Source organism: Streptomyces sp. JK94 (assembly GCF_053613315.1).
Window position 1 is genome coordinate 40,877 of record NZ_JBSICH010000026.1, and the last position, 22,769, is coordinate 63,645.

The 22,769-nt window shown below is 71.7% G+C and carries 21 protein-coding genes; 11 read left to right on the top strand and 10 right to left on the bottom strand.

Going from position 1 to position 22,769, the window contains the following annotated elements:
- Window positions 1–84: 84 nt before the first annotated feature.
- The 4 genes from ACVV2G_RS22980 to ACVV2G_RS22995 all read right to left on the bottom strand — a co-directional run bounded on the left by ACVV2G_RS22980 (window position 85) and on the right by ACVV2G_RS22995 (window position 3,430).
- On the bottom strand, window positions 85–984 hold the full coding sequence (locus tag ACVV2G_RS22980; RefSeq protein WP_453844632.1) for an amino acid ABC transporter permease: 900 nt from the start codon (window positions 982–984) through the stop codon (window positions 85–87).
- A complete protein-coding gene (locus tag ACVV2G_RS22985) occupies window positions 981–1,646 on the bottom strand; it encodes an amino acid ABC transporter permease (protein WP_453844633.1) in 666 nt (221 codons plus the stop codon). The genes ACVV2G_RS22980 and ACVV2G_RS22985 overlap by 4 nt, the downstream gene beginning before the upstream one ends.
- Window positions 1,647–1,730: 84 nt before the next feature.
- On the bottom strand, window positions 1,731–2,564 hold the full coding sequence (locus tag ACVV2G_RS22990; RefSeq protein ID WP_453844634.1) for a glutamate ABC transporter substrate-binding protein: 834 nt from the start codon (window positions 2,562–2,564) through the stop codon (window positions 1,731–1,733).
- An 89-nt stretch (window positions 2,565–2,653) separates the two neighbouring features.
- Entirely contained in the window at window positions 2,654–3,430 is a 777-nt protein-coding gene (locus tag ACVV2G_RS22995) for an amino acid ABC transporter ATP-binding protein (protein WP_453844635.1), read from the bottom strand.
- Between the two features lie 288 nt (window positions 3,431–3,718).
- On the opposite strand from ACVV2G_RS22995, the gene ACVV2G_RS23000 reads away from it, so the two are divergent.
- Window positions 3,719–4,405, top strand: a complete 687-nt coding sequence (locus ACVV2G_RS23000; RefSeq protein WP_453844636.1) for a response regulator transcription factor — start codon at window positions 3,719–3,721, stop codon at window positions 4,403–4,405.
- Window positions 4,406–4,414: 9 nt separating this feature from the next.
- A complete protein-coding gene (locus ACVV2G_RS23005) occupies window positions 4,415–5,839 on the top strand; it encodes a sensor histidine kinase (protein ID WP_453844637.1) in 1,425 nt (474 codons plus the stop codon).
- A 105-nt stretch (window positions 5,840–5,944) separates the two neighbouring features.
- On the opposite strand, the gene ACVV2G_RS23010 is transcribed toward ACVV2G_RS23005, so the two are convergent.
- The gene (locus ACVV2G_RS23010; protein ID WP_453844638.1) at window positions 5,945–6,940 is read right to left on the bottom strand and encodes a TAXI family TRAP transporter solute-binding subunit; all 996 of its coding nucleotides are present in this window, start codon (window positions 6,938–6,940) and stop codon (window positions 5,945–5,947) included.
- 107 nt (window positions 6,941–7,047) lie between these two features.
- Here ACVV2G_RS23010 and ACVV2G_RS23015 point away from each other — a divergent pair, with 107 nt between their 5' ends.
- Window positions 7,048–7,467, top strand: a complete 420-nt coding sequence (locus ACVV2G_RS23015; protein WP_453844639.1) for a pyrophosphohydrolase domain-containing protein — start codon at window positions 7,048–7,050, stop codon at window positions 7,465–7,467.
- A 234-nt stretch (window positions 7,468–7,701) separates the two neighbouring features.
- Here the strand turns inward: ACVV2G_RS23015 and ACVV2G_RS23020 are convergent, their stop codons facing one another.
- Together ACVV2G_RS23020 and ACVV2G_RS23025 are read right to left on the bottom strand one after the other, a co-directional pair.
- Window positions 7,702–8,952 carry a cation:proton antiporter gene (locus ACVV2G_RS23020; RefSeq protein ID WP_453844640.1) on the bottom strand — a complete coding sequence of 417 codons (1,251 nt, stop codon included), beginning with the start codon at window positions 8,950–8,952 and terminating at the stop codon, window positions 7,702–7,704.
- Between the two features lie 4 nt (window positions 8,953–8,956).
- Window positions 8,957–9,442, bottom strand: a complete 486-nt coding sequence (locus ACVV2G_RS23025) for a cation:proton antiporter regulatory subunit (RefSeq protein ID WP_453844641.1) — start codon at window positions 9,440–9,442, stop codon at window positions 8,957–8,959.
- A 298-nt stretch (window positions 9,443–9,740) separates the two neighbouring features.
- Between ACVV2G_RS23025 and miaB the strand changes: the two genes are divergently transcribed.
- Both miaB and ACVV2G_RS23035 read left to right on the top strand, forming a co-directional pair.
- A complete protein-coding gene (miaB, locus tag ACVV2G_RS23030; RefSeq protein ID WP_453844642.1) occupies window positions 9,741–11,258 on the top strand; it encodes a tRNA (N6-isopentenyl adenosine(37)-C2)-methylthiotransferase MiaB in 1,518 nt (505 codons plus the stop codon).
- A gap of 93 nt (window positions 11,259–11,351) precedes the next feature.
- Window positions 11,352–12,074, top strand: a complete 723-nt coding sequence (locus ACVV2G_RS23035; RefSeq protein WP_453844643.1) for a class III extradiol dioxygenase subunit B-like domain-containing protein — start codon at window positions 11,352–11,354, stop codon at window positions 12,072–12,074.
- A 237-nt stretch (window positions 12,075–12,311) separates the two neighbouring features.
- Here the strand turns inward: ACVV2G_RS23035 and ACVV2G_RS23040 are convergent, their stop codons facing one another.
- Together ACVV2G_RS23040 and ACVV2G_RS23045 are read right to left on the bottom strand one after the other, a co-directional pair.
- Window positions 12,312–12,605, bottom strand: coding sequence for an antitoxin (locus ACVV2G_RS23040; protein ID WP_453844644.1), 294 nt, complete (start codon window positions 12,603–12,605; stop codon window positions 12,312–12,314).
- A gap of 24 nt (window positions 12,606–12,629) precedes the next feature.
- A complete protein-coding gene (locus ACVV2G_RS23045; protein ID WP_453844645.1) occupies window positions 12,630–12,896 on the bottom strand; it encodes a hypothetical protein in 267 nt (88 codons plus the stop codon).
- 183 nt (window positions 12,897–13,079) lie between these two features.
- On the opposite strand from ACVV2G_RS23045, the gene miaA reads away from it, so the two are divergent.
- The 6 genes from miaA (at window position 13,080) to hflX (ending at window position 21,316) form a co-directional block, all read left to right on the top strand.
- Entirely contained in the window at window positions 13,080–14,018 is a 939-nt protein-coding gene (gene miaA, locus ACVV2G_RS23050; RefSeq protein ID WP_453844646.1) for a tRNA (adenosine(37)-N6)-dimethylallyltransferase MiaA, read from the top strand.
- A 107-nt stretch (window positions 14,019–14,125) separates the two neighbouring features.
- Complete coding sequence (locus tag ACVV2G_RS23055) at window positions 14,126–14,626, top strand: hypothetical protein (protein ID WP_453844738.1); 501 nt, start codon at window positions 14,126–14,128, stop codon at window positions 14,624–14,626.
- Window positions 14,627–14,809: 183 nt separating this feature from the next.
- Window positions 14,810–15,679, top strand: a complete 870-nt coding sequence (dapF, locus tag ACVV2G_RS23060) for a diaminopimelate epimerase (protein ID WP_453844647.1) — start codon at window positions 14,810–14,812, stop codon at window positions 15,677–15,679.
- A gap of 216 nt (window positions 15,680–15,895) precedes the next feature.
- A complete protein-coding gene (locus ACVV2G_RS23065; protein ID WP_453844648.1) occupies window positions 15,896–18,061 on the top strand; it encodes a RelA/SpoT family protein in 2,166 nt (721 codons plus the stop codon).
- 88 nt (window positions 18,062–18,149) lie between these two features.
- The gene (locus tag ACVV2G_RS23070; RefSeq protein ID WP_453844649.1) at window positions 18,150–19,676 is read left to right on the top strand and encodes a M1 family metallopeptidase; all 1,527 of its coding nucleotides are present in this window, start codon (window positions 18,150–18,152) and stop codon (window positions 19,674–19,676) included.
- 146 nt (window positions 19,677–19,822) lie between these two features.
- The gene (hflX, locus tag ACVV2G_RS23075; protein WP_453844650.1) at window positions 19,823–21,316 is read left to right on the top strand and encodes a GTPase HflX; all 1,494 of its coding nucleotides are present in this window, start codon (window positions 19,823–19,825) and stop codon (window positions 21,314–21,316) included.
- Window positions 21,317–21,477: 161 nt separating this feature from the next.
- On the opposite strand, the gene ACVV2G_RS23080 is transcribed toward hflX, so the two are convergent.
- Window positions 21,478–22,707: a trypsin-like serine peptidase gene (locus tag ACVV2G_RS23080; protein ID WP_453844651.1), complete on the bottom strand. Its 1,230-nt coding sequence runs from the start codon at window positions 22,705–22,707 to the stop codon at window positions 21,478–21,480.
- Window positions 22,708–22,769: the final 62 nt, after the last annotated feature.

Genomic DNA, 22,769 nt, shown 5'->3' on the forward strand with positions numbered 1-22,769 from the left:
CTATTGCCGGTGCTTGCGTCAAGCGACGGAGGCAGTGGCGATCATGCCACTGCCTCCGTGATGCCCGTACGGACTGACCGGGTGTCAGGCGGCTCCGCCGCCGGTGCCGGTCGTGGACGCCCCGGGCACTCCGGTGTCGTCCGTCTTGAGCACCGTGCCGGTCGACTTCTTGGCCCGCCGCAGCCGCCGCTCCAGCCAGGCGGCGAAGGTCGTGAGCAGGAAGTTCAGCGCGATGTAGATCACGGCGACCACCGTGAAGCTGGCGATGACGTTGGCGCCGTAGTAGCCGCTCATGGTGTTGGCCGACGCGAGCAGCTCGGGGAAGGTGAGGACGGCGCCGCCGAGCGCGGTGTCCTTCAGGATGACGACGAGCTGGCTGACGATGGCCGGCAGCATCGTGGTGACCGCCTGCGGCAGCAGGATGGTCCGCATCACCTGGCCCTTGCGCAGGCCGATCGCCATGGCCGCCTCGGACTGGCCCTTGGGCAGGGCCAGGATGCCCGCCCGGACGATCTCGGCGAGAACGGAGGCGTTGTACAGCACCAGACCCGTGACCACCGCGTACAGCGGGCGGACGTCCGCGCCGACGTCGGTGTACCTGGCGAACAGGGCGAGACCGAAGATCATCAGGACCAGCACGGGGATGGACCGGAAGAACTCGACCACCACCGCGGCCGGGCCCCGTACCCACACGTGGTCCGACAGGCGGGCGATGCCGAGGACGGCGCCGAGCGGCAGGGCGATGACCACCGCCAGGGCGGCGGCCTTCAGCGTGTTCTCCAGGCCCGGCCAGATGTAGGTGCTCCACGCCTCGGTCCCGGAGAAGAACGGCTCCCACAGGGCCCATTCCAGCTGGCCCTTGTCCTTGAGGGTGTTGAACACCCACCAGAGCAGGGCCCCGAGGGCCACCACGAAGACCGCGGTGAAGACGATGTTGCGGCGCTTGGCGCGGGGACCCTGGGCGTCGTAGAGAACGGAACTCATCGCTTCACCGCCACCTTCTTGCCCACCCAGCCCAGGACCAGGCCGGTCGGCAGCGTCAGAACCACGAAACCGAAGGCGACGACCGCGGCGATCAGCAGCAGCTGTGCCTCGTTCTCGATCATCTCCTTCATCAGCAGTGCCGCCTCGGCGACACCGATGGCCGCGGCCACCGTGGTGTTCTTGATGAGAGCGATCAGTACGTTCGCCATCGGGACGACGGCCGAGCGGAACGCCTGCGGCAGCACGACCAGGCTCAGCACCTGGCTGAAGCCGAGGCCGATGGCGCGGGCCGCCTCCGCCTGCCCGACCGGCACCGTGTTGATGCCCGAGCGCAGCGCCTCGCAGACGAAGGAGGAGGTGTAGAGGATCAGACCGAGGACGGCGAGCCGGAAGTTGATCGTCTCGACATCGTTCGCGCCGAGGGACACTCCCAGCGTCTGGTTCAGGCCCAGTGACGTGAACAGGATGATGACGGTCAGCGGGATGTTCCGCACGGTGTTGACGTAAGCGGTCCCGAAGCCGCGCATCAGCGGCACCGGGCCGACCCGCATGGCGGCCAGTGCGGTGCCCCAGACCAGGGAGCCGACGGCCGACAGCACAGCGAGCTGCACCGTCGTCCAGAAGGCTCCCAGCAGGTCGTAATCCTTAAGAAAGTCGAACACGATCTCCCGCGCTTCCGCGTGTAGGGATGCCCGCCCCAGTGCGCCGCCCCTTCCGGAGAGCGGAGCACCCTGTCAGGCGCTGCCTCAGCTCTTGATGTCGCCGATCTCGGGCGCCGGCTCGTTCTGGTAGTTGGCCGGACCGAAGTTGTCCTTCACGGCCTTGTCCCAGGACTTGTCGGCGACCATCTCTTCCAGCGCCTTGTTGATCTTGTCCTTGAGGTCGCTGCCCTTCTTGACGCCGATGCCGTAGTTCTCGTTCGTCAGCTTGAAGCCGCCGAGCTTGAACTTGCCCTTGAACTGCGACTGGGCGGCGTAACCGGCGAGGATCGAGTCGTCGGTGGTCAGCGCGTCGACGGCACCGTTCTGCAGGCCGGGCAGGCAGGCCGAGTACGCCGGGTACGGCTGCAGCTGGGCCTTGGGCGCCAGCTTCTCCTTGACGTTCTGGGCGGACGTCGAACCGGTGACCGAGCAGAGCTTCGCGTCGTTCAGGTCCTCCGGCGTCTTGATCTTGTCGTCGTCGGCGCGGATCAGCACGTCCTGGTGGGCCAGCAGGTACGGGCCGGCGAAGTCGACCTTCTCCTGACGCTGCGGGGTGATCGAGTAGGTGGCGGCGATGAAGTCGACGTCGCCGCGCTGCAGCATGGTCTCGCGGTCGGCGCTCTTCGACTCCTTCCACTCGATCTGGTCCTCGGCGTAACCGAGCTTCTCGGCGACGTACGTGGCGACGTCCACGTCGAAACCCTCGTAGCCGTCCGGGGTCTTCTGGCCGAGGCCCGGCTGGTCGAACTTGATGCCGATGGTGATCTTCTTGTCGTCACCGCCGGAGGAACCGCCGTCGCTGTCACCGCCGCACGCGGTGGCGGTCAGGGCGAGGGCGAGCACGGTGGCCGAGGCGGCGGGGACCTTGCGGAGCTTCATGGTGAACATCCTTTGACTGTGATCGGACGATCAGAGACGAGAGGCGGGCCGGCGAGGGCGGGCCGTGCGGAACGCCGGAGCCGTAGGTGTCAGTGGTGCAGGATCTTCGACAGGAAGTCCTTGGCACGGTCGCTGCGCGGGTTGCTGAAGAACTGGTCCGGGGTGGCCTCTTCGACGATGCGGCCGTCCGCCATGAACACCACGCGGTTGGCCGCCGACCGGGCGAAGCCCATCTCGTGCGTGACCACGACCATGGTCATGCCTTCCTGGGCGAGCTGCTTCATGACCTCCAGCACCTCGTTGATCATCTCCGGGTCGAGAGCCGACGTCGGCTCGTCGAAGAGCATGACCTTCGGGTCCATGGCCAGCGCCCGCGCGATGGCGACACGCTGCTGCTGGCCTCCGGAGAGCTGCGCGGGGTACTTGTCGGCCTGGGCGGCCACGCCGACCCGGTCGAGCAGGGCGCGCGCCTTCTCCTCGGCCTTCTTGGAGTTGGCCTTACGGACCTTGATCTGGCCCAGGGTCACGTTCTCGAGCACGGTCTTGTGCGCGAAGAGGTTGAACGACTGGAAGACCATGCCGACGTCGGCCCGCAGCCTCGCGAGCTCCTTACCCTCGGCGGGGAGGGGTTTGCCGTCGATCGCGATCGATCCTGAGTCGACGGTCTCCAGGCGGTTGATGGTGCGGCACAGGGTGGACTTGCCGGACCCGGAGGGTCCGATGACCACGACAACCTCGCCGCGGGTGATCGTCAGGTCGATGTCCTGGAGCACGTGCAACGCGCCGAAGTGCTTGTTGACACTCTTCAGGACGACCAGTTCGTCGGTCGCGGCCGCATCTTCCTTGGCCACCGATACTTCGGTCATCGCTCTCGGGCTCCGTCCTCCTCGGTTTCGGAGGACAGTAATAACGGCGCACGACCTGCGTCTCTACATCTGAGGGGAATCTGAGCATCACGATCCGATAGCAATCGGACACGAGTCGTAGCACCGGCGAGCAGGGCGCATATCGGCCGGATAACTTCGGGCGGCCGCAACCGGAACCCTCTTGACGCCGTCCCCATCCATCGGCGTCACTGCACGGGGTGCCCGCGCGCGTGCACGTGTCTTTGTATCCATCCCGAGCGTATGGCCGATGAACCGAAGGGGGCCCGGATGAGACTGCTGCTCGTCGAGGACGACAACCACGTGGCCGCCGCCCTGTCCGCGATCCTGGCACGGCACGGTTTCGACGTCACCCACGCGCGCAGCGGCGAAGAGGCACTCCAGGCGCTCGTGCCCGAGAGCGACTGCTTCGGCGTCGTCCTGCTGGACCTCGGGCTGCCCGACCAGGACGGTTACGAGGTCTGCGGCAAGATCCGCAAGCGCACCAGCACCCCCGTCATCATGGTCACCGCCCGCTCCGACGTCCGCTCCCGCATCCACGGCCTGAACCTCGGCGCCGACGACTACGTGGTCAAGCCGTACGACACCGGGGAGCTGCTCGCCCGTATCCACGCCGTCAGCCGGCGCACCGCCCACGAGGACGCCACGGGCGGCACCGAGACCGTGGTGCGCCTCGGAGCGGTGCGCATCGAACTGCCGACGCGCCAGGTCAGCGTCGACGGTGCCGCCGTCCAGCTCACTCGCAAGGAGTTCGACCTCCTCGCCCTGCTAGCGCAGCGCCCCGGGGTGGTCTTCCGCCGGGAGCAGATCATCAGCGAGGTCTGGCGCACCAGCTGGGAGGGGACCGGGCGCACGCTGGAGGTGCACGTCGCCTCGCTGCGCGCCAAGCTGCGCATGCCCACGCTCATCGAGACCGTCCGCGGCGTCGGCTACCGCCTCGTCGTCCCCACCGCGTAGCGGGGCCTGGTGAGCACACGCCTGCTTCCGTTGCTCATCGTCCTGATGGCGGCCGTCCTGCTCGCGCTCGGCGTGCCCCTCGGCGTGAGCGTCGCCCGCGCGGAGCAGCAGAAGGTCGTCATCGACCGCATAGACGACACGGCACGCTTCGCCGCGCTCGCCCAGTTCGTCACCGAGCACGCGCCGGGCGGCTCGCGCCGGACGACCACGGACGAGCGCCTGGAGACCCTCCAGACCGAGCTGACCAGCTACTACGAGGTCTACGGCATCAAGGCGGGCGTCTTCTACCGCAACCACATTCCGATGGCCAACGCGCCGACGACCTGGTTCCTCCCGCAGACCGGCGAGGTCCGCGACTCGTTCGACGAGGCGTTGCTCAGCCGGCGCAGCCACGACCCGCGACAGGTGTGGCCCTGGGAGGACGGGCGGCTCGTGGTCGCCTCACCGGTGATCCGCGACGGGGACGTGGTCGCGGTCGTGGTCACCGAGTCGCCCACCGACTCCGCGCGGTCGCGCACCCTGCACGGCTGGCTGGTCATCGGCGCCGGGGAGATCGCCGCGATGCTGCTCGCCGTGGGTGCCGCGCTCCGGCTGACCGGCTGGGTGCTCAAGCCGGTACGGGTGCTCGACGCCACCACCCACGACATCGCCACCGGGCGGCTCAAGTCCCGGGTCGCTCCGGCCGGAGGACCGCCGGAGCTGAGACGCCTGGCCGGTTCCTTCAACGAGATGGCCGACCACGTCGAGGACGTGCTGGAACAGCAGCGTGCCTTCGTCGCCGACGCCTCGCACCAACTGCGCAACCCCCTCGCGGCGCTCCTGCTGCGCATCGAACTGCTCGCCCTGGAGATGCCCGAGGGGAACGAGGAGATCGCCTCCGTGCAGGCCGAGGGCAAGCGCCTGGCGCGGGTCCTGGACGACCTGCTCGACCTGGCTCTGGCCGAGCACAGCGCGGCGGACCTGAAAGTCACCGACATCGGTGCGCTGGCGGCCGAGCGGGTGGCGGCCTGGTCGCCGACGGCCGAGGCCAAGGGGGTGCGACTGGTGGGCGACTGCCCGCCGACCACGGGCTGGGCCGACCCGGTGACGCTCTCCAGCGCCCTGGACGCGGTCATCGACAACGCGGTGAAGTTCACGCCGGGTGACGAGACCGTCCGGGTCGTGGTCGCCTCCACCGGGAACGCGGCCACCGTCGTCGTCACCGACAACGGTCCCGGACTGACCGACGACGAGCTCGCGCGCGTGGGCGACCGTTTCTGGCGCAGCGGCCGGCACCAGAACGTCAAGGGGTCGGGCCTCGGCCTGTCCATCTGCCGGGCGCTGCTCGCGGCGGGCGACGGCTCGATCTCCTTCGGCCACCACGAACCGCACGGCTTGGAGGTGACGGTCACCGTACCGAGGTCGGGCCCGCGGAAGGGGCCGGAGCAGGTCTGAGGCTGACCGAGCGGCTGGGGTGCCGCGTGCTCTTACGGTTCAATTCACCGGTTGGCGAGTCGCGTGCCCCAGCGGTTCGACCGACTGGTAGGAGCGCCAGTGTCCCTACGGCTTGACCGACCGGTAGTAGCGCCGGGCACCCTCGTGCAGTTCCAGGGGGGCCGTGTAGATCGCCGTGCGCAGGTCCACCAGCTGCGCGGAGTGGACGTGTGCCCCGATGCCGTCGCGGCTGTCGAGCACCGTCCTGGTCAGCCACTCGGTGAGCCGCGGATCCATGTCCGCACGCGTCACGAGCAGGTTCGAGACCGCCATCGTGGGCACCACGGCGCCGTTCTGCACGGTGGGATAGGCCGACTCCGGCATGTTGGTGGTCCGGTAGTAGCGCGTCGCGCCCCCGGATTCGTGCAGCTCGGTGACGAGATCGTCGCCGATCGGCACGAAGCGGAAGGCGGAGGTCTCGGCGATCTGCCGGAGCCCGTCCGTCGGCACCCCGCCGGACCAGAAGAACGCGTCGAGTTCGTCGCCCAGCCGCCCGGGACCGGTGTCGATACCGTCCGCACGCGGCGTGATGTCCTTCTCCGGGTCGATGCCGACGGCCTCCAGCAGCCGGGTGGCGATCAGCCGGACCCCCGAGTCCGGCAGGCCGATGGCCACCCGCTTGCCGCGCAGGTCGGCGACGGACTGGATGTCCGAGTCGCTCGGCACCACGAGCTGCACGTAGTCGTCGTAGAGGCGGGTGACCCCGCGCAGCCCCTCGGCACCGGGCCGGCCGGCGATCTTGAACGTCTCCACCGCGTCGGCCGCCGCGATCGTGAAGTCGGCCTTCCCGGACGCCACCCGCTCGACGTTCTCCTGCGAACCCGCGCTGGTCATCAGCCGTACCTTCAGTTCCGGCATGTCCTTGCGCAGCTCGGCGCGGAGCAGCTCGCCGTACTTCTGGTAGACCCCCGCGCGGGTGCCGGTACTGAACGTGATCGTGCCGCCCGGCGGCTCCTCGCCCAGCGGCACCAGCCACCACAGCAGCAGCCCGAGGGCGACGGCACCGGCGACCGCGCCCTGGGCGGCCCGGCGCCTGCCGATACGGGAGAGCAGCGTGGACATGGGCGCGATCCTGCCAGTCCGCAACCCCGCTGACCAGGGCCGGGGTCACACGTCGGCCGTGCGGTGGCGCGGGCCTGCTGTCAGTGGTGATCGATACAGTCGTCGGCATGAGTTCTTCGCCCGCCGGCCTGGTCCGCGCCTTCCACCGCGCCTTCGGGCTGGACGTCCGCAGCACTCCGACCGAGGTCGCCCCCGACCTGGCCGCCCAGAGAGGCGAGCTGCTGGCCGAGGAGGCCGCCGAGGTCGCCGAGGTGTCGGTGCGGGGTCCGCTCGACCGGCTCGCGCACGAACTGGCCGACGTGGTCTACGTCGCCTACGGCACGGCCCTCGTCCACGGCATCGACCTGGACGAGGTGATCGCCGAGATCCACCGCTCCAACATGACGAAGGTGGGCCCCGACGGCCAGGTGAGCCGCAGAGCCGACGGCAAGGTCCTCAAGGGCGACCACTACCGGGCACCGGACGTGTCGGGCGTACTGCGCGGGCAGGGGTGGACGCCGTCGGCACCGCGGACGCCGGGCGCCTGACGCGGCCGTGCGGTGTGAGGCCCGTGGCTCACCCCCGCGGGCCCGTGGCTCACCCCGCGGCCCTCGGCTCACCCCGAGGCGAGGGTGAGCCGGACCTGACCGAGCGCGACCCTACGCCGCCGGCACCCGCACGACGCCCCCGGCTCCGGGCGCCGGCGCCCGGTCGGCACCGGCACCGTGTGCGGGGGCCGGTGCCGCCTGTCGACCGGGGCCGGGTGCCGGGTCGTGCCGTAGTCAGTCGCCCACCGAAGCCTCCGCCCCCGCCGTGCGAGGCGTGCCGTCCGTCCCGTCGGGGAGACCCCCGGGAGGGACGGGGGCGTCGGGTTTGCCGCGGCTGCTGAACAGGCGGGACGCCAGTGGCTCCGTGAACCGCGCGGTGAGGGGGCCGAGGACGACCAGGATGAGCACGTAGGCCGTGGCCAGCGGGCCCAGGGAGGGTTCGATACCGGCCGACACCGCGAGCCCCGCGATGACGATCGAGAACTCGCCGCGCGCCACCAGCGCGCCCCCCGCCCGCCAGCGGCCCTTGACGGAGATCCCGGAACGCCGCGCGGCCCAGTACCCGGTGGCGATCTTCGTCACGGCGGTGAGCAGGGCCAGGGCGAGAGCGGGCAGCAGGACCGGCGGGATGCTGGCCGGGTCGGTGTGCAGCCCGAAGAAGACGAAGAAGACCGCGGCGAACAGGTCGCGCAGCGGGCTCAGCAGCGTGTGCGCCCCCTCGGCGACCTCTCCGGACAGCGCGATGCCCACCAGGAACGCGCCCACCGCGGCCGACACCTGCAGCTGCTGGGCGACACCCGCGACCAGGATCGTCAGGCCCAGCACCACCAGCAGCAGTTTCTCCGGGTCGTCGCTGGAGACGAAGCGCGAGATGACACGGCCATAGCGCACCGCCACGAAGAGCACCAGCCCCGCCGCGGCCAGCGCGACCGCCAGCGTGATGCTCCCGGCCATCAGCCCGGCACCGGCGACCAGCGCCGTGACGATGGGCAGGTACACCGCCATCGCCAGGTCCTCCAGCACCAGCACGCTCAGGATCACCGGAGTCTCCCGGTTGCCGACCCGGCCGAGGTCGCCGAGCACCTTGGCGATGACACCGGACGACGAGATCCACGTCACTCCGGCGAGGACCACGGCGGCCACCGGGCTCCAGCCCAGCAGGAGCGCGGCCAGCGCGCCCGGCACGGCGTTGAGCGCGCAGTCGACGAGACCGGCCGGATAGTGGGACTTGAGATTGGTGACCAGGTCGCCTGCCGTGTACTCCAGGCCCAGCATCAGCAGGAGCAGGATGACGCCGATCTCGGCGCCGGCGGCGACGAACTCCTCGCTGGCGCCCAGTGGCAGCAGTCCGCCCTCGCCGAACGCCAGACCGGCCAGCAGGTACAGCGGGATGGGGGAGAGCCGGAACCTGCCGGCGAACCGGCCCAGCAGGCCGAGCCCCAGGATGATCGAACCGAACTCGATCAGCAGAACCGCGGAGTGCACTGGTTCACTCCTGCCCGAGGATCGCCGCGGCCGCGTCGACGCCCTCACGGGTGCCGATGACGATCAGGGTGTCCCCGCCCACCAGCCGGAAGTCCGGCGCGGGCGAGGGAATCGCCTCGGCCCGCCGCAGCACCGCCACGACGCAGGCGCCGGTTTCGGTCCGCATCCGTGTGTCGCCCAGCACCCGCCCGTTCCAGCGGGACGTCGCGGAGACCTCGATCCGCTCGGCGACCAGACCGAGGTCCGTCGTGTAGAGCAGGCTGGCGCTGTGGTGGGACGGCTTCAGCGCGTCGATCAGCGCGCCCGCCTCGGCCGCGGCCAGCCGCAGTGAGTGGGCGCAGGAATCGGGGTCGTCGGCCCGGTACACGTTCACCGTGCGGGCGCCGTCGCGGTGTGCCACCACCGACAGGTGCCGGTGATCGCGGGTCACCAGGTCGTATTGGACTCCGATACCCGGCAGCGGCGTCGCCCTCAGACGTGGAGCTGACACGAGTTTTCCCCTCATTCGTCTTGCTTCCCTGACCGCGCTTCCCGCACGTACGGGGCGTGCCCGCGGCCTCGTCATGCTGTCATCCGCACGTACGGTGGCGATACGGGTGTCACGACGGATGCGCGAGCGCCACCGCGTCGCGCGCCAACTCCACGACGAGGTCGGCCCCTGGACGAGGTCCGCCGCATCGCCCGCCGCCTTCGCCCCGTCACCCGCCTCGAACGGCCCTGACCAGCCGTGACCCCGGTTGTCCACAGGCGGCCCGGGCCATCCCCGCGGACCGCCTACCCTTATTGCCATGAGCAGCATCGACCGGAGCCAGTCAGCGGGCGGCACGCGCACCTATGAAGTCCGCACCTACGGGTGCCAGATGAACGTCCACGACTCCGAGCGGTTGTCCGGTCTGCTGGAGGACGCGGGTTACGTCCGCGCCCCCGAGAGCGCCGACGGCGACGCGGACGTCGTCGTCTTCAACACCTGCGCCGTGCGGGAGAACGCCGACAACAAGCTGTACGGCAACCTCGGCCACCTCGCCCCGAAGAAGGCGGCCCGGCCCGGGATGCAGATCGCGGTCGGCGGCTGCCTGGCCCAGAAGGACCGCGACACCATCGTGAAGCGGGCGCCCTGGGTGGACGTCGTCTTCGGCACGCACAACATCGGCAAGCTGCCGGTGCTGCTGGAGCGCGCCCGCGTGCAGGAGGAGGCGCAGGTCGAGATCGCCGAGTCCCTGGAGGCGTTCCCGTCGACGCTGCCGACCCGGCGCGAGAGCGCCTACGCCGCCTGGGTCTCCATCTCCGTCGGCTGCAACAACACCTGCACCTTCTGCATCGTCCCGGCGCTGCGCGGCAAGGAGAAGGACCGCCGTCCCGGCGACATCCTCGCCGAGGTCGAGGCCCTGGTCGCCGAGGGAGTCTCCGAGATCACCCTCCTCGGGCAGAACGTCAACGCCTACGGCTCCGACATCGGCGACCGGGAGGCGTTCAGCAAGCTGCTGCGCGCCTGCGGGGCGATCGAGGGACTGGAGCGCGTCCGCTTCACCTCCCCGCACCCGCGCGACTTCACCGACGACGTCATCGCCGCCATGGCCGAAACGCCGAACGTCATGCCGCAGCTCCACATGCCGCTCCAGTCCGGCTCCGACCCGGTCCTGAAGGCGATGCGCCGCTCCTACCGGCAGGACCGCTACCTGGGCATCATCGAGAAGGTGCGGGCCGCCATCCCGCACGCGGCCCTCACCACCGACATCATCGTGGGCTTCCCCGGCGAGACCGAGGAGGACTTCGAGCAGACCCTGCACGTGGTGCGCGAGGCCCGGTTCGCCCAGGCCTTCACCTTCCAGTACTCCAAGCGGCCCGGCACCCCGGCCGCCGACATGGAGAACCAGATTCCCAAGGCCGTCGTCCAGGAGCGCTACGAACGACTCGTCGCCCTCCAGGAGGAGATCTCCTGGGAGGAGAACAGGAAACAGGTCGGCCGCACCCTGGAGCTGATGGTCGCCGAGGGCGAGGGCCGCAAGGACGGCGCCACCCACCGCCTCTCCGGCCGCGCCCCCGACAACCGCCTGGTGCACTTCACCAAGCCCGGCCAGGAGGTCCGCCCGGGAGACGTCGTGACGGTGGAGATCACCTACGCCGCTCCGCACCACCTGCTCGCCGAGGGCGAGGTGCTCGGCGTGCGCCGCACCCGCGCGGGCGACGCCTGGGAGAAGCGCAACGCGGCCGAGAAGACCAAGCCCGTGGGCGTGATGCTGGGCCTGCCGAAGATCGGCGCTCCCGAGCCCCAGCCTGCCGTGGCCGGCGGCTGCGGCTGCGACTGACGGCCCGGAGCACGGCGTCCGGAGCACGGAGTACGACGACCGGTCGCGGGGGCTGCGGCCGTGGACGGGTGGCACGGGACTACGCTGCCGATCATGCTTGTCGCCGCCGCCGTCTGTCCCTGCCCACCGCTCCTCGTGCCGGAGGTCGCCGCAGGTGCCGCGCCCGAGCTGGACGCCGCACGTGCCGCGTGCACGGACGCGCTGGGGGTGCTCGCCGCCGCCCGGCCCGACCGCCTCGTGGTCGTCGGCCCCGCGGACGGCACCGGGCCCGGGATCCACCCCCAGGGCACACGGGGCTCGTTCCGCGGTTTCGGCGTGGACCTGGACGTATGCCTGGGCCCGGACCGCGGGGCGAGGACGCCGGGGACGGGGCGCGAGCTGCCGTACGGGCTCGCTGTGGGCGCCTGGCTGCTCGGGCGGGCCGGCTGGGCCGACGGCCCTGTCGAGGGCATCGGCGTGGGGCAGGCCCTCCCCGCCGAGCGCTGTGCCGCCCTCGGACGGGAGGTCGCCGCACGGGCCGGGCGGACCGCGCTGCTGGTGCTGGGCGACGCGAGCGCGTGCCGCACCCTCAAGGCGCCCGGCTACCTCGACGAGCGGGCGGCACCCTTCGACGCGGAGGTGGGGCGTGCGCTGGGCGCGGCGGACGTGGCTGCCCTCGCCGCGCTGGACGCGGTACTGGCCCGCGAGCTGAAGGCGTCCGGCCGGGCGCCCTGGCAGGTCCTCGCGGGCGCGGCCGAGGGCGCGGGTCTCGCCGGCGCCCTGCTGTACGAGGACGCGCCGTACGGGGTGGGGTACATCGCGGCGGCCTGGTCGTGAAGGTGTTGCGGCAGCCTGGTCGCGGGGGAGGCCGCCGAAGCGGTGCCGGAGACCCCCGCGGGAGCGGTCGCGCACCGGACAGGCGCGGGACCCGCCGAAGAGCCGTCGCGCCCCTGAAGGCCGTGGGAGACCCAGGGGAGCGCGGTCGTGCGCGAGGGGCGGACGGCCGGGAGCTGGGACGCTCGTGACCGTCCGCCGTCGAGGCGGTGGTGACCCACCCGCGTGCCGGTGGGCGGGTCAGGAGGCCGGCGGCGGTCCGGCGGGCGGAGGGCCGCCCGGCGTGCTGCCCGGGGCGCCTCCGTCTCCGGACGCGCCGTCGGCGTCCTTGTGGGCGAGGCGGTCCATGGCGCCCTTGGCCTTGTCCGAGCCCGTCCGGATCCGGTCGCTGTACTTGCCCTTGGTCTTCTCGTCGACGGTCCTCGCCACCTTGTCGAGGCCGCGGTCGACCTTGTCCCCGTGCTGCTGCGCGAGGTCGGTGACCCTGCTCTTCGCCGGTACCAGCTTGGCTTTCAGGTTGTCCAGGAGACCCATGGTTCGCCTTCCCTCACGGGGCGGTCAGGTGCGGGCGCCCTTGTCGGCCTCGTTGTCGACGGCCTCCCCGGCGGACTGCTGCTTCGGGATGCCGACGCCCTCCGAGTCGGCGGCCTCGCCGGCCTCCACGGGCTGTGCCGTGTCGCGAGGTCCGGCTTCGGCCGTCTCCGCGGCCTCCGCCGCGACGGCCTCCGCCGCGCGCCCGGTGTCCGGGGTTTCGGTCCGCGTCTCGGCGGCCGAGGCCTCCGAGGTGGTCTTCGACCGCTGGAAAAGCCGTGCAAAAACGCCCATTTCAACTCCATAGGTTACTCGTGAGGGCGAAATCCCGCGGCATCCGGTGCGTCCGACTGCGTGGCCGGGGCCATGGTCCCGGTGATCCGGGGAGCGGGAACCTCGCAACGGGCAACGACCCCGGCCCCGCACCGTCACGTAACTCGTTCGAGGCCGCGGTGAGAGGTTTGCGAGACTGGTGCGGTGAGCAGCGCACCCCCCGCCCCCCGCGTCATCGCCGTAGTCGGACCCACCGCGGCCGGAAAGTCCGATCTGGGCGTCTTCCTGGCCCAGCGGCTCGGCGGCGAGGTCGTCAACGCCGACTCCATGCAGCTCTACCGTGGGATGGACATCGGCACCGCCAAGCTGACGCCCGCGGAGCGCGGTGGCATTCCCCACCACCTGCTGGACGTCTGGGACGTCACGGTCACGGCCTCCGTCGCCGAGTACCAGCGCCTGGCCCGGGAACGGATCGACGCACTGCTCGCCGAGGGGCGCTGGCCGATCCTGGTCGGCGGCTCCGGCCTCTACGTCCGCGGGGCCGTCGACAACCTGGAGTTCCCCGGCACCGACCCCGAGGTCAGGGCCCGGCTGGAGGAAGAACTCGCACTCCGGGGGCCGGGAGCGCTGCACGCCCGTCTGGCCGAAGCCGACCCGGAGGCCGGTCGGGCCATCCTGCCGGGCAACGGACGCCGGATCGTGCGCGCCCTGGAGGTGATCGAGATCACCGGCAGGCCCTTCACCGCCAACCTCCCCGGCCACGACTCGGTCTACGACACCGTGCAGATCGGCGTCGATGTGGCCCGCCCCGAGCTGGACGAGCGCATCGCCGACCGGGTCGACCGGATGTGGGAGGCCGGCCTGGTGGAGGAAGTGCGCGCACTCGAAGCCCGGGGGTTGCGCGGGGGGCGTACGGCGTCGCGCGCGCTGGGCTACCAGCAGGTGCTCACCGCTCTCGCCGGCGAGTGCACGCTGGACGAGGCGCGGGCCGAGACCGTCCGTGCCACCAAACGCTTCGCGCGCCGTCAGGATTCGTGGTTCAGGCGCGACCCGCGGGTGCACTGGTTGAGTGGGGCTGCGGCCGACCGCACGGAACTTCCGCAGCGGTCACTGTCGTTGGTCGAACGACCGGTCACAGCCTGATCACGTGATGGCATCGGGACGCTCCGGCCGTCATCGCGGCCACGGGCGGCGTGCCATCATCGAGCTTCGATCGACCGAGTGAATCCTAGTTGGGAGGGCGCGTGGCGATGGAGGCCGGCCCTCGCGACACCGCACCGAATGCCGAGCACGGCGCCGCCGACCACGGTGGACCGGAGTTGGACGGAGCCGCTTTGAGCCCCGACGGACCCGACGAGGCTCCGGAGGGCGTGGCGGCCGACGGCCCGCAGCCCGAGGAGATGTACGGGGACGAGGTCGAGGTCGAGCTGCGTCCGCAGCGGCGGCTGCGGATCTGGCAGCTCGCGCCCATCGTGTGCCTGGCCGCGGTCGGTTCCCTGATGTTCGCGTTCCCGCTCGCCTTCGACTTCGGCGACAGCGGTGCCGTGATCGCGATGCTGGGCCTGCTGATCTGCTCCTGCGCGGCCGGCTGGGGCATGATGGCCGCCCGCCGGGTCGGTCACACCTGGCCGGGCCTGCCGCAGCGCGGCACGGGAGGCCGTGCCGACTGGCGGATGATCCTCGTGTACGTCCTGACGGTCGCCGCCGTCGTCGTGCTGGCCGTGTGGCGGGTGGCCCGCCTGCGCGGTTGACCCGGACCGCTGCCGGGGGACCTGCGGGCACGCGCGTGACGTGTGCCGCGTCCGGGTGCCCTCTCCGCGCCCGTCGCCCCCGTCCGGGTGCCGGCCCCGCGCTCGTCGCGCCGTCCGCCTGTGCGGGGCCCCGGCGATGGCGTCCCGCGTCGCTCTGTCGCACCCACCCCGTACGATCGAGGAATGAGCACGCGGATCGCCTTCCTCAAGGGGCACGGCACCGAGAACGACTTCGTGATCGTCCCGGACCCCGAGAACGCCATCGACCTGCCCGCCTCCGCCGTCGCGGCCCTGTGCGACCGCCGCGCGGGCATCGGTGGTGACGGGCTGCTGCACGTGGTGCGGTCCGCGGCGCACCCCGAGGCCGCGGCCATGGCGGCCGAGGCGGAGTGGTTCATGGACTACCGCAACGGCGACGGCTCGGTCGCGGAGATGTGCGGCAACGGCGTCCGGGTCTTCGCGCGCTACCTCCAGCGTGCCGGGCACACCGCCGAGGGCGACCTCGCCATCGCCACGCGCGGTGGCGTGAAGACCGTGCACCTCGCCAAGAACGGTGAGGTGACCGTCGGCATGGGCCGCGCGCTGCTCCCCGAGGGCGACGTCTCGGTACGCGTCGGCGAGCGCGGCTGGCCCGCGCGGAACGTCAACATGGGCAACCCGCACGCGGTGGCCTTCGTCACCGATCTCGACCACGCGGGCGACCTGCACATCCAGCCGCCTTTCGAGCCGGCGGCCGCCTACCCGGACGGGGTGAACATCGAGTTCGTCGTCGACCGCGGCCCCCGCCACGTCGCGATGCGCGTGCACGAGCGCGGCTCCGGGGAGACCCGCTCGTGCGGCACGGGCGCGTGCGCCGTCGCCGTCGCCACCGCCCGCAGGGACGGCGCGGACCCGGCCGTCACCGGCACCCCGTCGACGTACACCGTCGACGTCCCCGGCGGCACCCTGGTGATCACCGAGCACCCCGACGGCGAGATCGAGATGACGGGTCCCGCGGTGATCGTCGCCGAGGGCGAGATCGACGCCGCCTGGCTGGAAGGGGTCCTCACCTGAACCAGAGCCCGGTCCATGACACTCAGTGCGAAAACGTAAACCCTCGGTCCATCGCTCGAATGGGTGATCCGTTTCACGCTTGGCGAGAGGCGGTCGGCCGCACGTGATGGGCTCGATAGCATCAAGCACCGGCCCGGACGGGGGACCTACACCATCCCCTGAGCCGTGTCCGCCCTGGGATACCCCGTCCGCCGGTCCGCGCAGCCGGAGGTGCCCATGAACGCGGAGGCCGTGAATCCAGCGAGCCCAGGCCCTGTGACGCCCGCGACCACCGGCGCCGTCGCGCCGGCGGCACCCCGCAGGAAGGCCCGCTCCCGGATCGACCTGCGCCGCCTGGGCCGCGCCGCACTGCTCGGCTCCACCGCCCGCGGCCGGCTGCCCGACGCCATCGGCCACGTCGTCGAGGCCCACCGGGCCCACCATCCCGACGCCGACCTCGACCCGCTCCGCCGCGCCTACGTCCTCGCCGAGTCCTCCCACCGCGGCCAGATGCGCAAGAGCGGCGAGCCGTACATCACCCACCCCCTCGCCGTGACCCTGATCCTCGCCGAACTGGGTGCGGAGACCACGACGCTGACCGCCTCCCTCCTCCACGACACCGTCGAGGACACGGAGGTGACCCTCGACCAGGTGGGCGAGCAGTTCGGCGCCGAGGTCCGCTTCCTCGTCGACGGCGTCACCAAGCTGGAGAAGGTCGACTACGGCGCCGCAGCCGAGCCCGAGACCTTCCGCAAGATGCTCCTCGCCACCGGCAACGACGTCCGCGTGATGTCGATCAAACTCGCCGACCGGCTCCACAACATGCGCACCCTCGGCGTCATGCGCCGCGAGAAGCAGGAGCGCATCGCCAAGGTCACCCGGGACGTGCTCATCCCGCTCGCCGAACGGCTCGGCGTACAGGCGCTCAAGTCCGAGCTGGAGGACCTCGTCTTCGCGGTCATGCACCCCGAGGAGTACGAGCGCACGCGGGAGCTGGTCGACGAGAACACCGCCCGCGCGGACGATCCGCTGGCCGCGGTCGCCGACGAGGTGCGCAAGGTGCTGCGCGAGGCCGACATCACCGCCGAAGTCCTCATCCGGCCCCGCCACTTCGTCTCCGTGCACCGTGTCTCCCGCAAGCGCGGCCCGCTCGGCGGCGCCGACTTCGGCCGCCTCCTGGTGCTCGTGCAGGAGGACGCCGACTGCTACGCCGTCCTCGGCGAGCTGCACACCTGCATGACGCCCGTCGTGTCGGAGTTCAAGGACTTCATCGCCGTACCCAAGTTCAACCTGTACCAGTCGCTGCACACCGCCGTGGCCCGCGCGCAGGACGGGCAGGTCGTCGAAGTCCTCATCCGCACCCACCAGATGCACAAGGTCGCCGAGGCCGGCGTCGTCGCGCTCGGCAATCCCTACGCCCAGCCGTCCGAGGAGCAGAGCCCGGGCGACGGCGAACGGGCCGACCCGACCCGGCCCGGCTGGCTGTCCCGGCTGCTCGACTGGCAGCGGGGGGCCCCCGACCCCGACACCTTCTGGTCCACCCTCCGCGAGGACCTCGCCCAGGACCGGGAGATCACCGTCTTCCGGCCCGACGGCGGAACCCTCGGCCTTCCCGAGGGCGCGACCTGCGTGGACGCCGCGTACGCCCAGTACGGAGAGGACGCGCACGCGTCCATGGGTGCCCGGGTCAACGGCCGCCTGGCCACCATGAGCACGGTGCTCCGGGACGGTGACACCGTGCAGCTCCTGATGGGCCAGGACCCCGCCTCCGAGCCCTCCAGGCAGTGGCTGGAGCACGCCCACACGCCCGCCGCGCGCATCGCCATCCAGCGCCGGCTCGCCGCCCACCCGGAACCCGCGCCCGCCGAGGCCGAGCGGACGCCCCGAGCCTCCGCCCCCGGCGACGCCCCCGCCCCGCGCCCCACGGCCGACGGGCCCTCCTCCCGCCCCGCCGCCGACGTCCTCGTCGACCCGCCGGGGGCGACCGTACGGCTGGCCGGCTGCTGCACCCCCGTACCGCCCGACGAGATCACCGGCTTCGCCGTGCGCGGGGGAGTGGTGACCGTGCACCGCGCGCAGTGCGCCGTGGTGGCGCGCATGAAGGGCGCGGGGCGTCCGGAGGTCGGCGTGCGTTGGGGCGAGAGCACCCAGTGCCGGGTCACCCTGCTCGCCGAATCGTTCGGCCGCCCGCACCTCCTGGCCGACCTCACCGAGGCCATGGCCCTCGAAGGCGCCGAGATCATCTCCGCCACCGTCGAGCCCCCCGACCGGCAGCGGGTCCGCCACTCCTACACCGTCCTGCTCCCGGACGCGGCCCGGCTGCCCGCCCTCATGCGCGCGATGCGCGACGTGGCCGGTGTGTACGACGTGAGCCGGGCCCAGCCGCAGACCACGGGCGTCTGAGCCGCACCGGCCCGCCGGACGTACCCGTTCGGGTGTCCCGGGCGCGCGTCGTCGCCGCCGCGCACGCGCGCGTTGATAGCCGTGGGGTATGCCGCACACCCCTCACACACCGACTCCGCGACCCCGTGGCCGCTCCCGCCGCCGGCTGAGGATCGCCGCGCTGCTCGCCTCGGCCGTCTCCGTCTGCATGGTCGCCGCGAGCGCCCCGCCGGCCCCCCTGGGCGTCGGTGACCGCCTCTTCCCGTACCTGGGCAACCCGGGCTACGACGTGGCGGCGTACGACCTGTCCTTCACCTACTCCGGCAGCAACAGCGAGCCACTGAAGGCCGTCACCACCATCGACGCCCGGACGACGGCCGACCTGGACCGGGTCAACCTCGACTTCGCCCACGGCGAGGTCGACTCCGTCGAGGTCGACGGCGAACCCGCCGCCTTCGCCACGGCCGGCGAGGACCTGGTCGTCACCCCCGACTTCGCGCTCGACGAGGGCGAGTGGACCCGGATCACCGTCCGGCACAGCAGCGACCCCGTCCACCCCGAGGACCGCGAGGGCGGCTGGGTGCGCACCGCCGACGGCCTCGCCATGGCGAACCAGGCCGACGTCGCCCACCTGGTGTTCCCCTGCAACGACCACCCCTCCGACAAGGCGCGGTTCACCATCCGCGTCACCGCCCCCGACGGGCTCACGGCCGTCGCGAACGGTCTGCCGACGGGGGTGGAGAGGACGGGCGGGACGACCACCTGGACCTACCGGACCGCACACCCCATGGCCACCGAACTGGCCCAGGTGTCCATCGGCCGCTCCACGGTGCTGCACCGCAGAGGCCCGCACGGACTGCCCGTCCGGGACGTCGTGCCGACCGAGCACCGCGCGGCGCTCGAACCGTGGCTGGAGAAGACCCCCGACCAGATCACCTGGATGGAGAACAAGGTCGGGGGCTACCCCTTCGAGACGTACGGCCTGCTCATGGCCGACGCCACCACCGGGTTCGAGCTGGAGACCCAGACGCTCTCCCTCTTCGAACGAGAGCTGTTCACCGAACCCGGCTACCCCCGGTGGTACGTCGAGTCGATCATGGTGCACGAGCTGGCCCACCAGTGGTTCGGCAACAGCGTCAGCCCCGCCACCTGGTCCGACCTCTGGCTCAACGAGGGGCACGCCACCTGGTACGAGGCGATGTACGCGGAGGAGACGGCGGACAGGCCCGTGGAGGCACGCATGAAGGCCGCCTACGGCGCCTCCGACCGCTGGCGGGCCAAGGGCGGACCGCCGGCCGCCCCGAAGCCGCCCACCTCCGGCAGCAAGACCGGGATCTTCCGCTCCAACGTCTACGACGGCGCGGCCCTCGTGCTCTACGCCCTGCGCCAGGAGATCGGCCGCCCCGCCTTCGAGCGCCTCGAACGGGCCTGGGTCACCCGTCACCGGGACGGCACGGCGACGACCGCCGACTTCGTCCGGCTCGCCTCCGAGATCTCCAGCCGTGACCTGGGCGCCTTCCTCCAGGCCTGGCTGTACGGTCAGCAGACCCCACCGATGCCCGGCCACCCCGACTGGAAGCCGACGGCGGCCGACCAGACCCCGGCCGCCGCCACCGCCGGGGCGCACGGCGGATAAACCGGTGACGAGACGGCCCGTCCCGTGCGACCATCTTCGCAACGACGCGGTACGGGCCGCGGGAATCTCCCCGGCGGCTCGCGCGTTGTGAACGGTGATGCGGTACCCGTGCCGCACGACACGTTTCCCAGCTACGTAAGGATCCAATGACCTCCTCTTCTTCCCCCTCCCAGGACACCAAGCGTCTCGCGCAGACCTACCCCGAGGGCTTTCGGGCCGATGCCCTGATGGAAGAGGACGTCGCCTGGAGCCACGACATCGCATCGGAGTGGGACGGCGAGCAGCTCGACCGCGCCGACCGCGCGGCCCTGCGCCGGGTCGCGGGCCTCTCCACCGAGCTCGAGGACGTCACCGAGGTCGAGTACCGCCAGCTCCGTCTGGAGCGGGTCGTCCTCGTCGGCGTGTGGACCTCGGGCACGGTGCGGGACGCGGAGAACAGCCTCGCCGAGCTGGCCGCCCTCGCGGAGACCGCGGGCGCGCTCGTGCTCGACGGCGTCGTCCAGCGCCGCGACAAGCCCGACGCCGCCACCTACATCGGCTCCGGCAAGGCCGAGGAGCTGCGCGAGGTCGTCCTCGACACGGGCGCGGACACCGTCATCTGCGACGGTGAGCTCAGCCCGGGTCAGCTCATCCACCTCGAGGACGTCGTCAAGGTCAAGGTCATCGACCGTACGGCCCTGATCCTGGACATCTTCGCCCAGCACGCCAAGTCCCGAGAGGGCAAGGCGCAGGTCGCACTCGCGCAGATGCAGTACATGCTGCCGAGGCTCCGCGGCTGGGGACAGTCGCTGTCCCGGCAGATGGGCGGCGGCAAGGGCGGCGGCCTCGCCACCCGTGGCCCCGGCGAGACCAAGATCGAGACGGACCGGCGCCGCATCCGCGAGAAGATGGCGAAGATGCGCCGGGAGATCGCGGAGATGAAGACCGGCCGCGACATCAAGCGCCAGGAGCGCAAGCGCCACAAGGTGCCGTCCGTCGCCATCGCGGGCTACACGAACGCGGGCAAGTCCTCGCTGCTCAACCGGCTCACGGGCGCGGGCGTGCTGGTCGAGAACGCGCTGTTCGCGACCCTCGACCCGACCGTGCGCCGCGCCGAGACGCCGAGCGGCCGCCTGTACACCCTGGCCGACACCGTCGGCTTCGTCCGGCACCTGCCGCACCACCTGGTCGAGGCGTTCCGCTCCACGATGGAGGAGGTCGGCGACTCCGACCTGATCCTGCACGTGGTCGACGGTTCGCACCCGGTCCCCGAGGAGCAGCTGGCCGCCGTGCGCGAGGTACTCAGGGACGTCGGCGCCACCGACGTGTCGGAGATCGTGGTGATCAACAAGGCCGACATGGCGGACCCGCTGGTGCTCCAGCGGCTGATGCGGGTCGAGAAGCGGTCCATCGCCGTCTCGGCGCGCACCGGCCAGGGCATCGACGAGCTGCTCGCGCTGATCGACAACGAGCTGCCGCACCCGTCGGTCGAGGTCGAGGCGCTCGTGCCGTACACCCACGGCAAGCTGGTCGCCCGCGCCCACGACGAGGGCGAGGTGCTCTCCGAGGAGCACACCGCGGAGGGCACCCTGCTCAAGGTGCGCGTGCACGAGGAGCTGGCGGCGGAACTGACGCCGTACGTCCCGGCTCCGCTCGGCTGACGCACGCCCGGCGGCGACGAGGGCCCGCTCCCCCACCGACAGGGGAGCGGGCCCTCAGCACGTGCGGGGCACTGACCGCCGTACGCCGGGCTCGGCGACCGCCGGCCGGACCGGTCGACGCCACCGCCCCCCGTGTCCGGTGCCCGGCCCTCGGCGCACGATCACCGGCCGGCGAACTTGCCGCTCACCGCGTCGAACACGCCCTTGGCCTCCTCGCCCAGCCGCGGACCGGCCAGCCAGCCGGACGTCACCGGGCCGATCGAGGTGTTGGACACGAGCGCCGGCTTGCCGCCGGAACCGGCCGCGACCCAGCCGCCACCGGACGACCCGCCGGTCATGGTGCAGCCGATGCGGTACATCGTCGGGTCGGAGGCGCTGAGCGACAGCCTCCCGGGCTTGTCCTCGCACTGGAACAGCTTCTGGCCGTCGTAGGGCGGCGCGGCCGGGTAGCCGATCGCCTTGATGCTTTCGACCTGCGGCACGGCGGGGGCGGCGAAGTCCACCGGAAGCGCCGCTCCCACCGTCTCCTCCAGGGACCTCCCGTCGCTGCCCTTCTCCGGTGTCACGTGGATGACGGCATAGTCGTGCGGGGCGCCGTCACCTCCCGTCGCACCACCCTGCTCGATCCACTGGTCCGAGGTCTGCGCCCAGTCGCCCCACCAGACGCCGTAGGGAGCGACCTCCTCCTTGGTGGCGTTCTGCAGTTCCTCGTTCGAGCGGCCCGCGTCGTTGTACGACGGCACGAAGGCGATGTTGCGGTACCAGCCGCCCTTCTTGCCGGCGTGCACGCAGTGGCCCGCCGTCCACACCAGGTTGGACTCGCCCGGGTGGGCGGGGTCCTCCACGACGGTCGCCGAGCAGACCATCGAGCCCTCGGGGGAGTCGAAGAGCAGCTTCCCGGCCGTGGCGGCGCTGTCGTGGTACTTGGGCGGCACGGCCTGCGCCTCGACCGGCGCCGGCTCCGGGTCGGTCACGCCCTGGTCGCCCGAGAGGTCGCTGTCGTCGACCTGCTGGTCCGGCTCCTCGGCGTCCCGCATCCGGTCCGGGTCCCACAGGCCCTCGATGATCGGGTTGACGAAGTCCTGCGCCTCACGCAGCCAGTCGTCCCTGTTCCAGTTCTTCCAGGCGCCGTTCTTCCACTCGTCGACGTCGATCCCGTGTTCCTTGAGCTTGTCCTTGATGTGGTCCGGGATGCGGATCTCGCCGTTGCCGCCGTCCGCGGCGGTCGCGGATGCCGAGGTGCCACCGCCGGCCTCGGCGTCGCCGGACCCACAGGCGGTGGCGGTGAGCGCGAGCGCCGAGACGAGCGCCAGGGTGACCGGCACGGGGGAGGCGGTGCGCCGCCCGCGGCTGCCTCCGCGCGTGGTGAACGACGGCCGTATGGATCGCATGGTGGTGACTCCCCCTACTGTGAACTGCACTGGAACGGCACCACACACTATGGGCCGGCTGT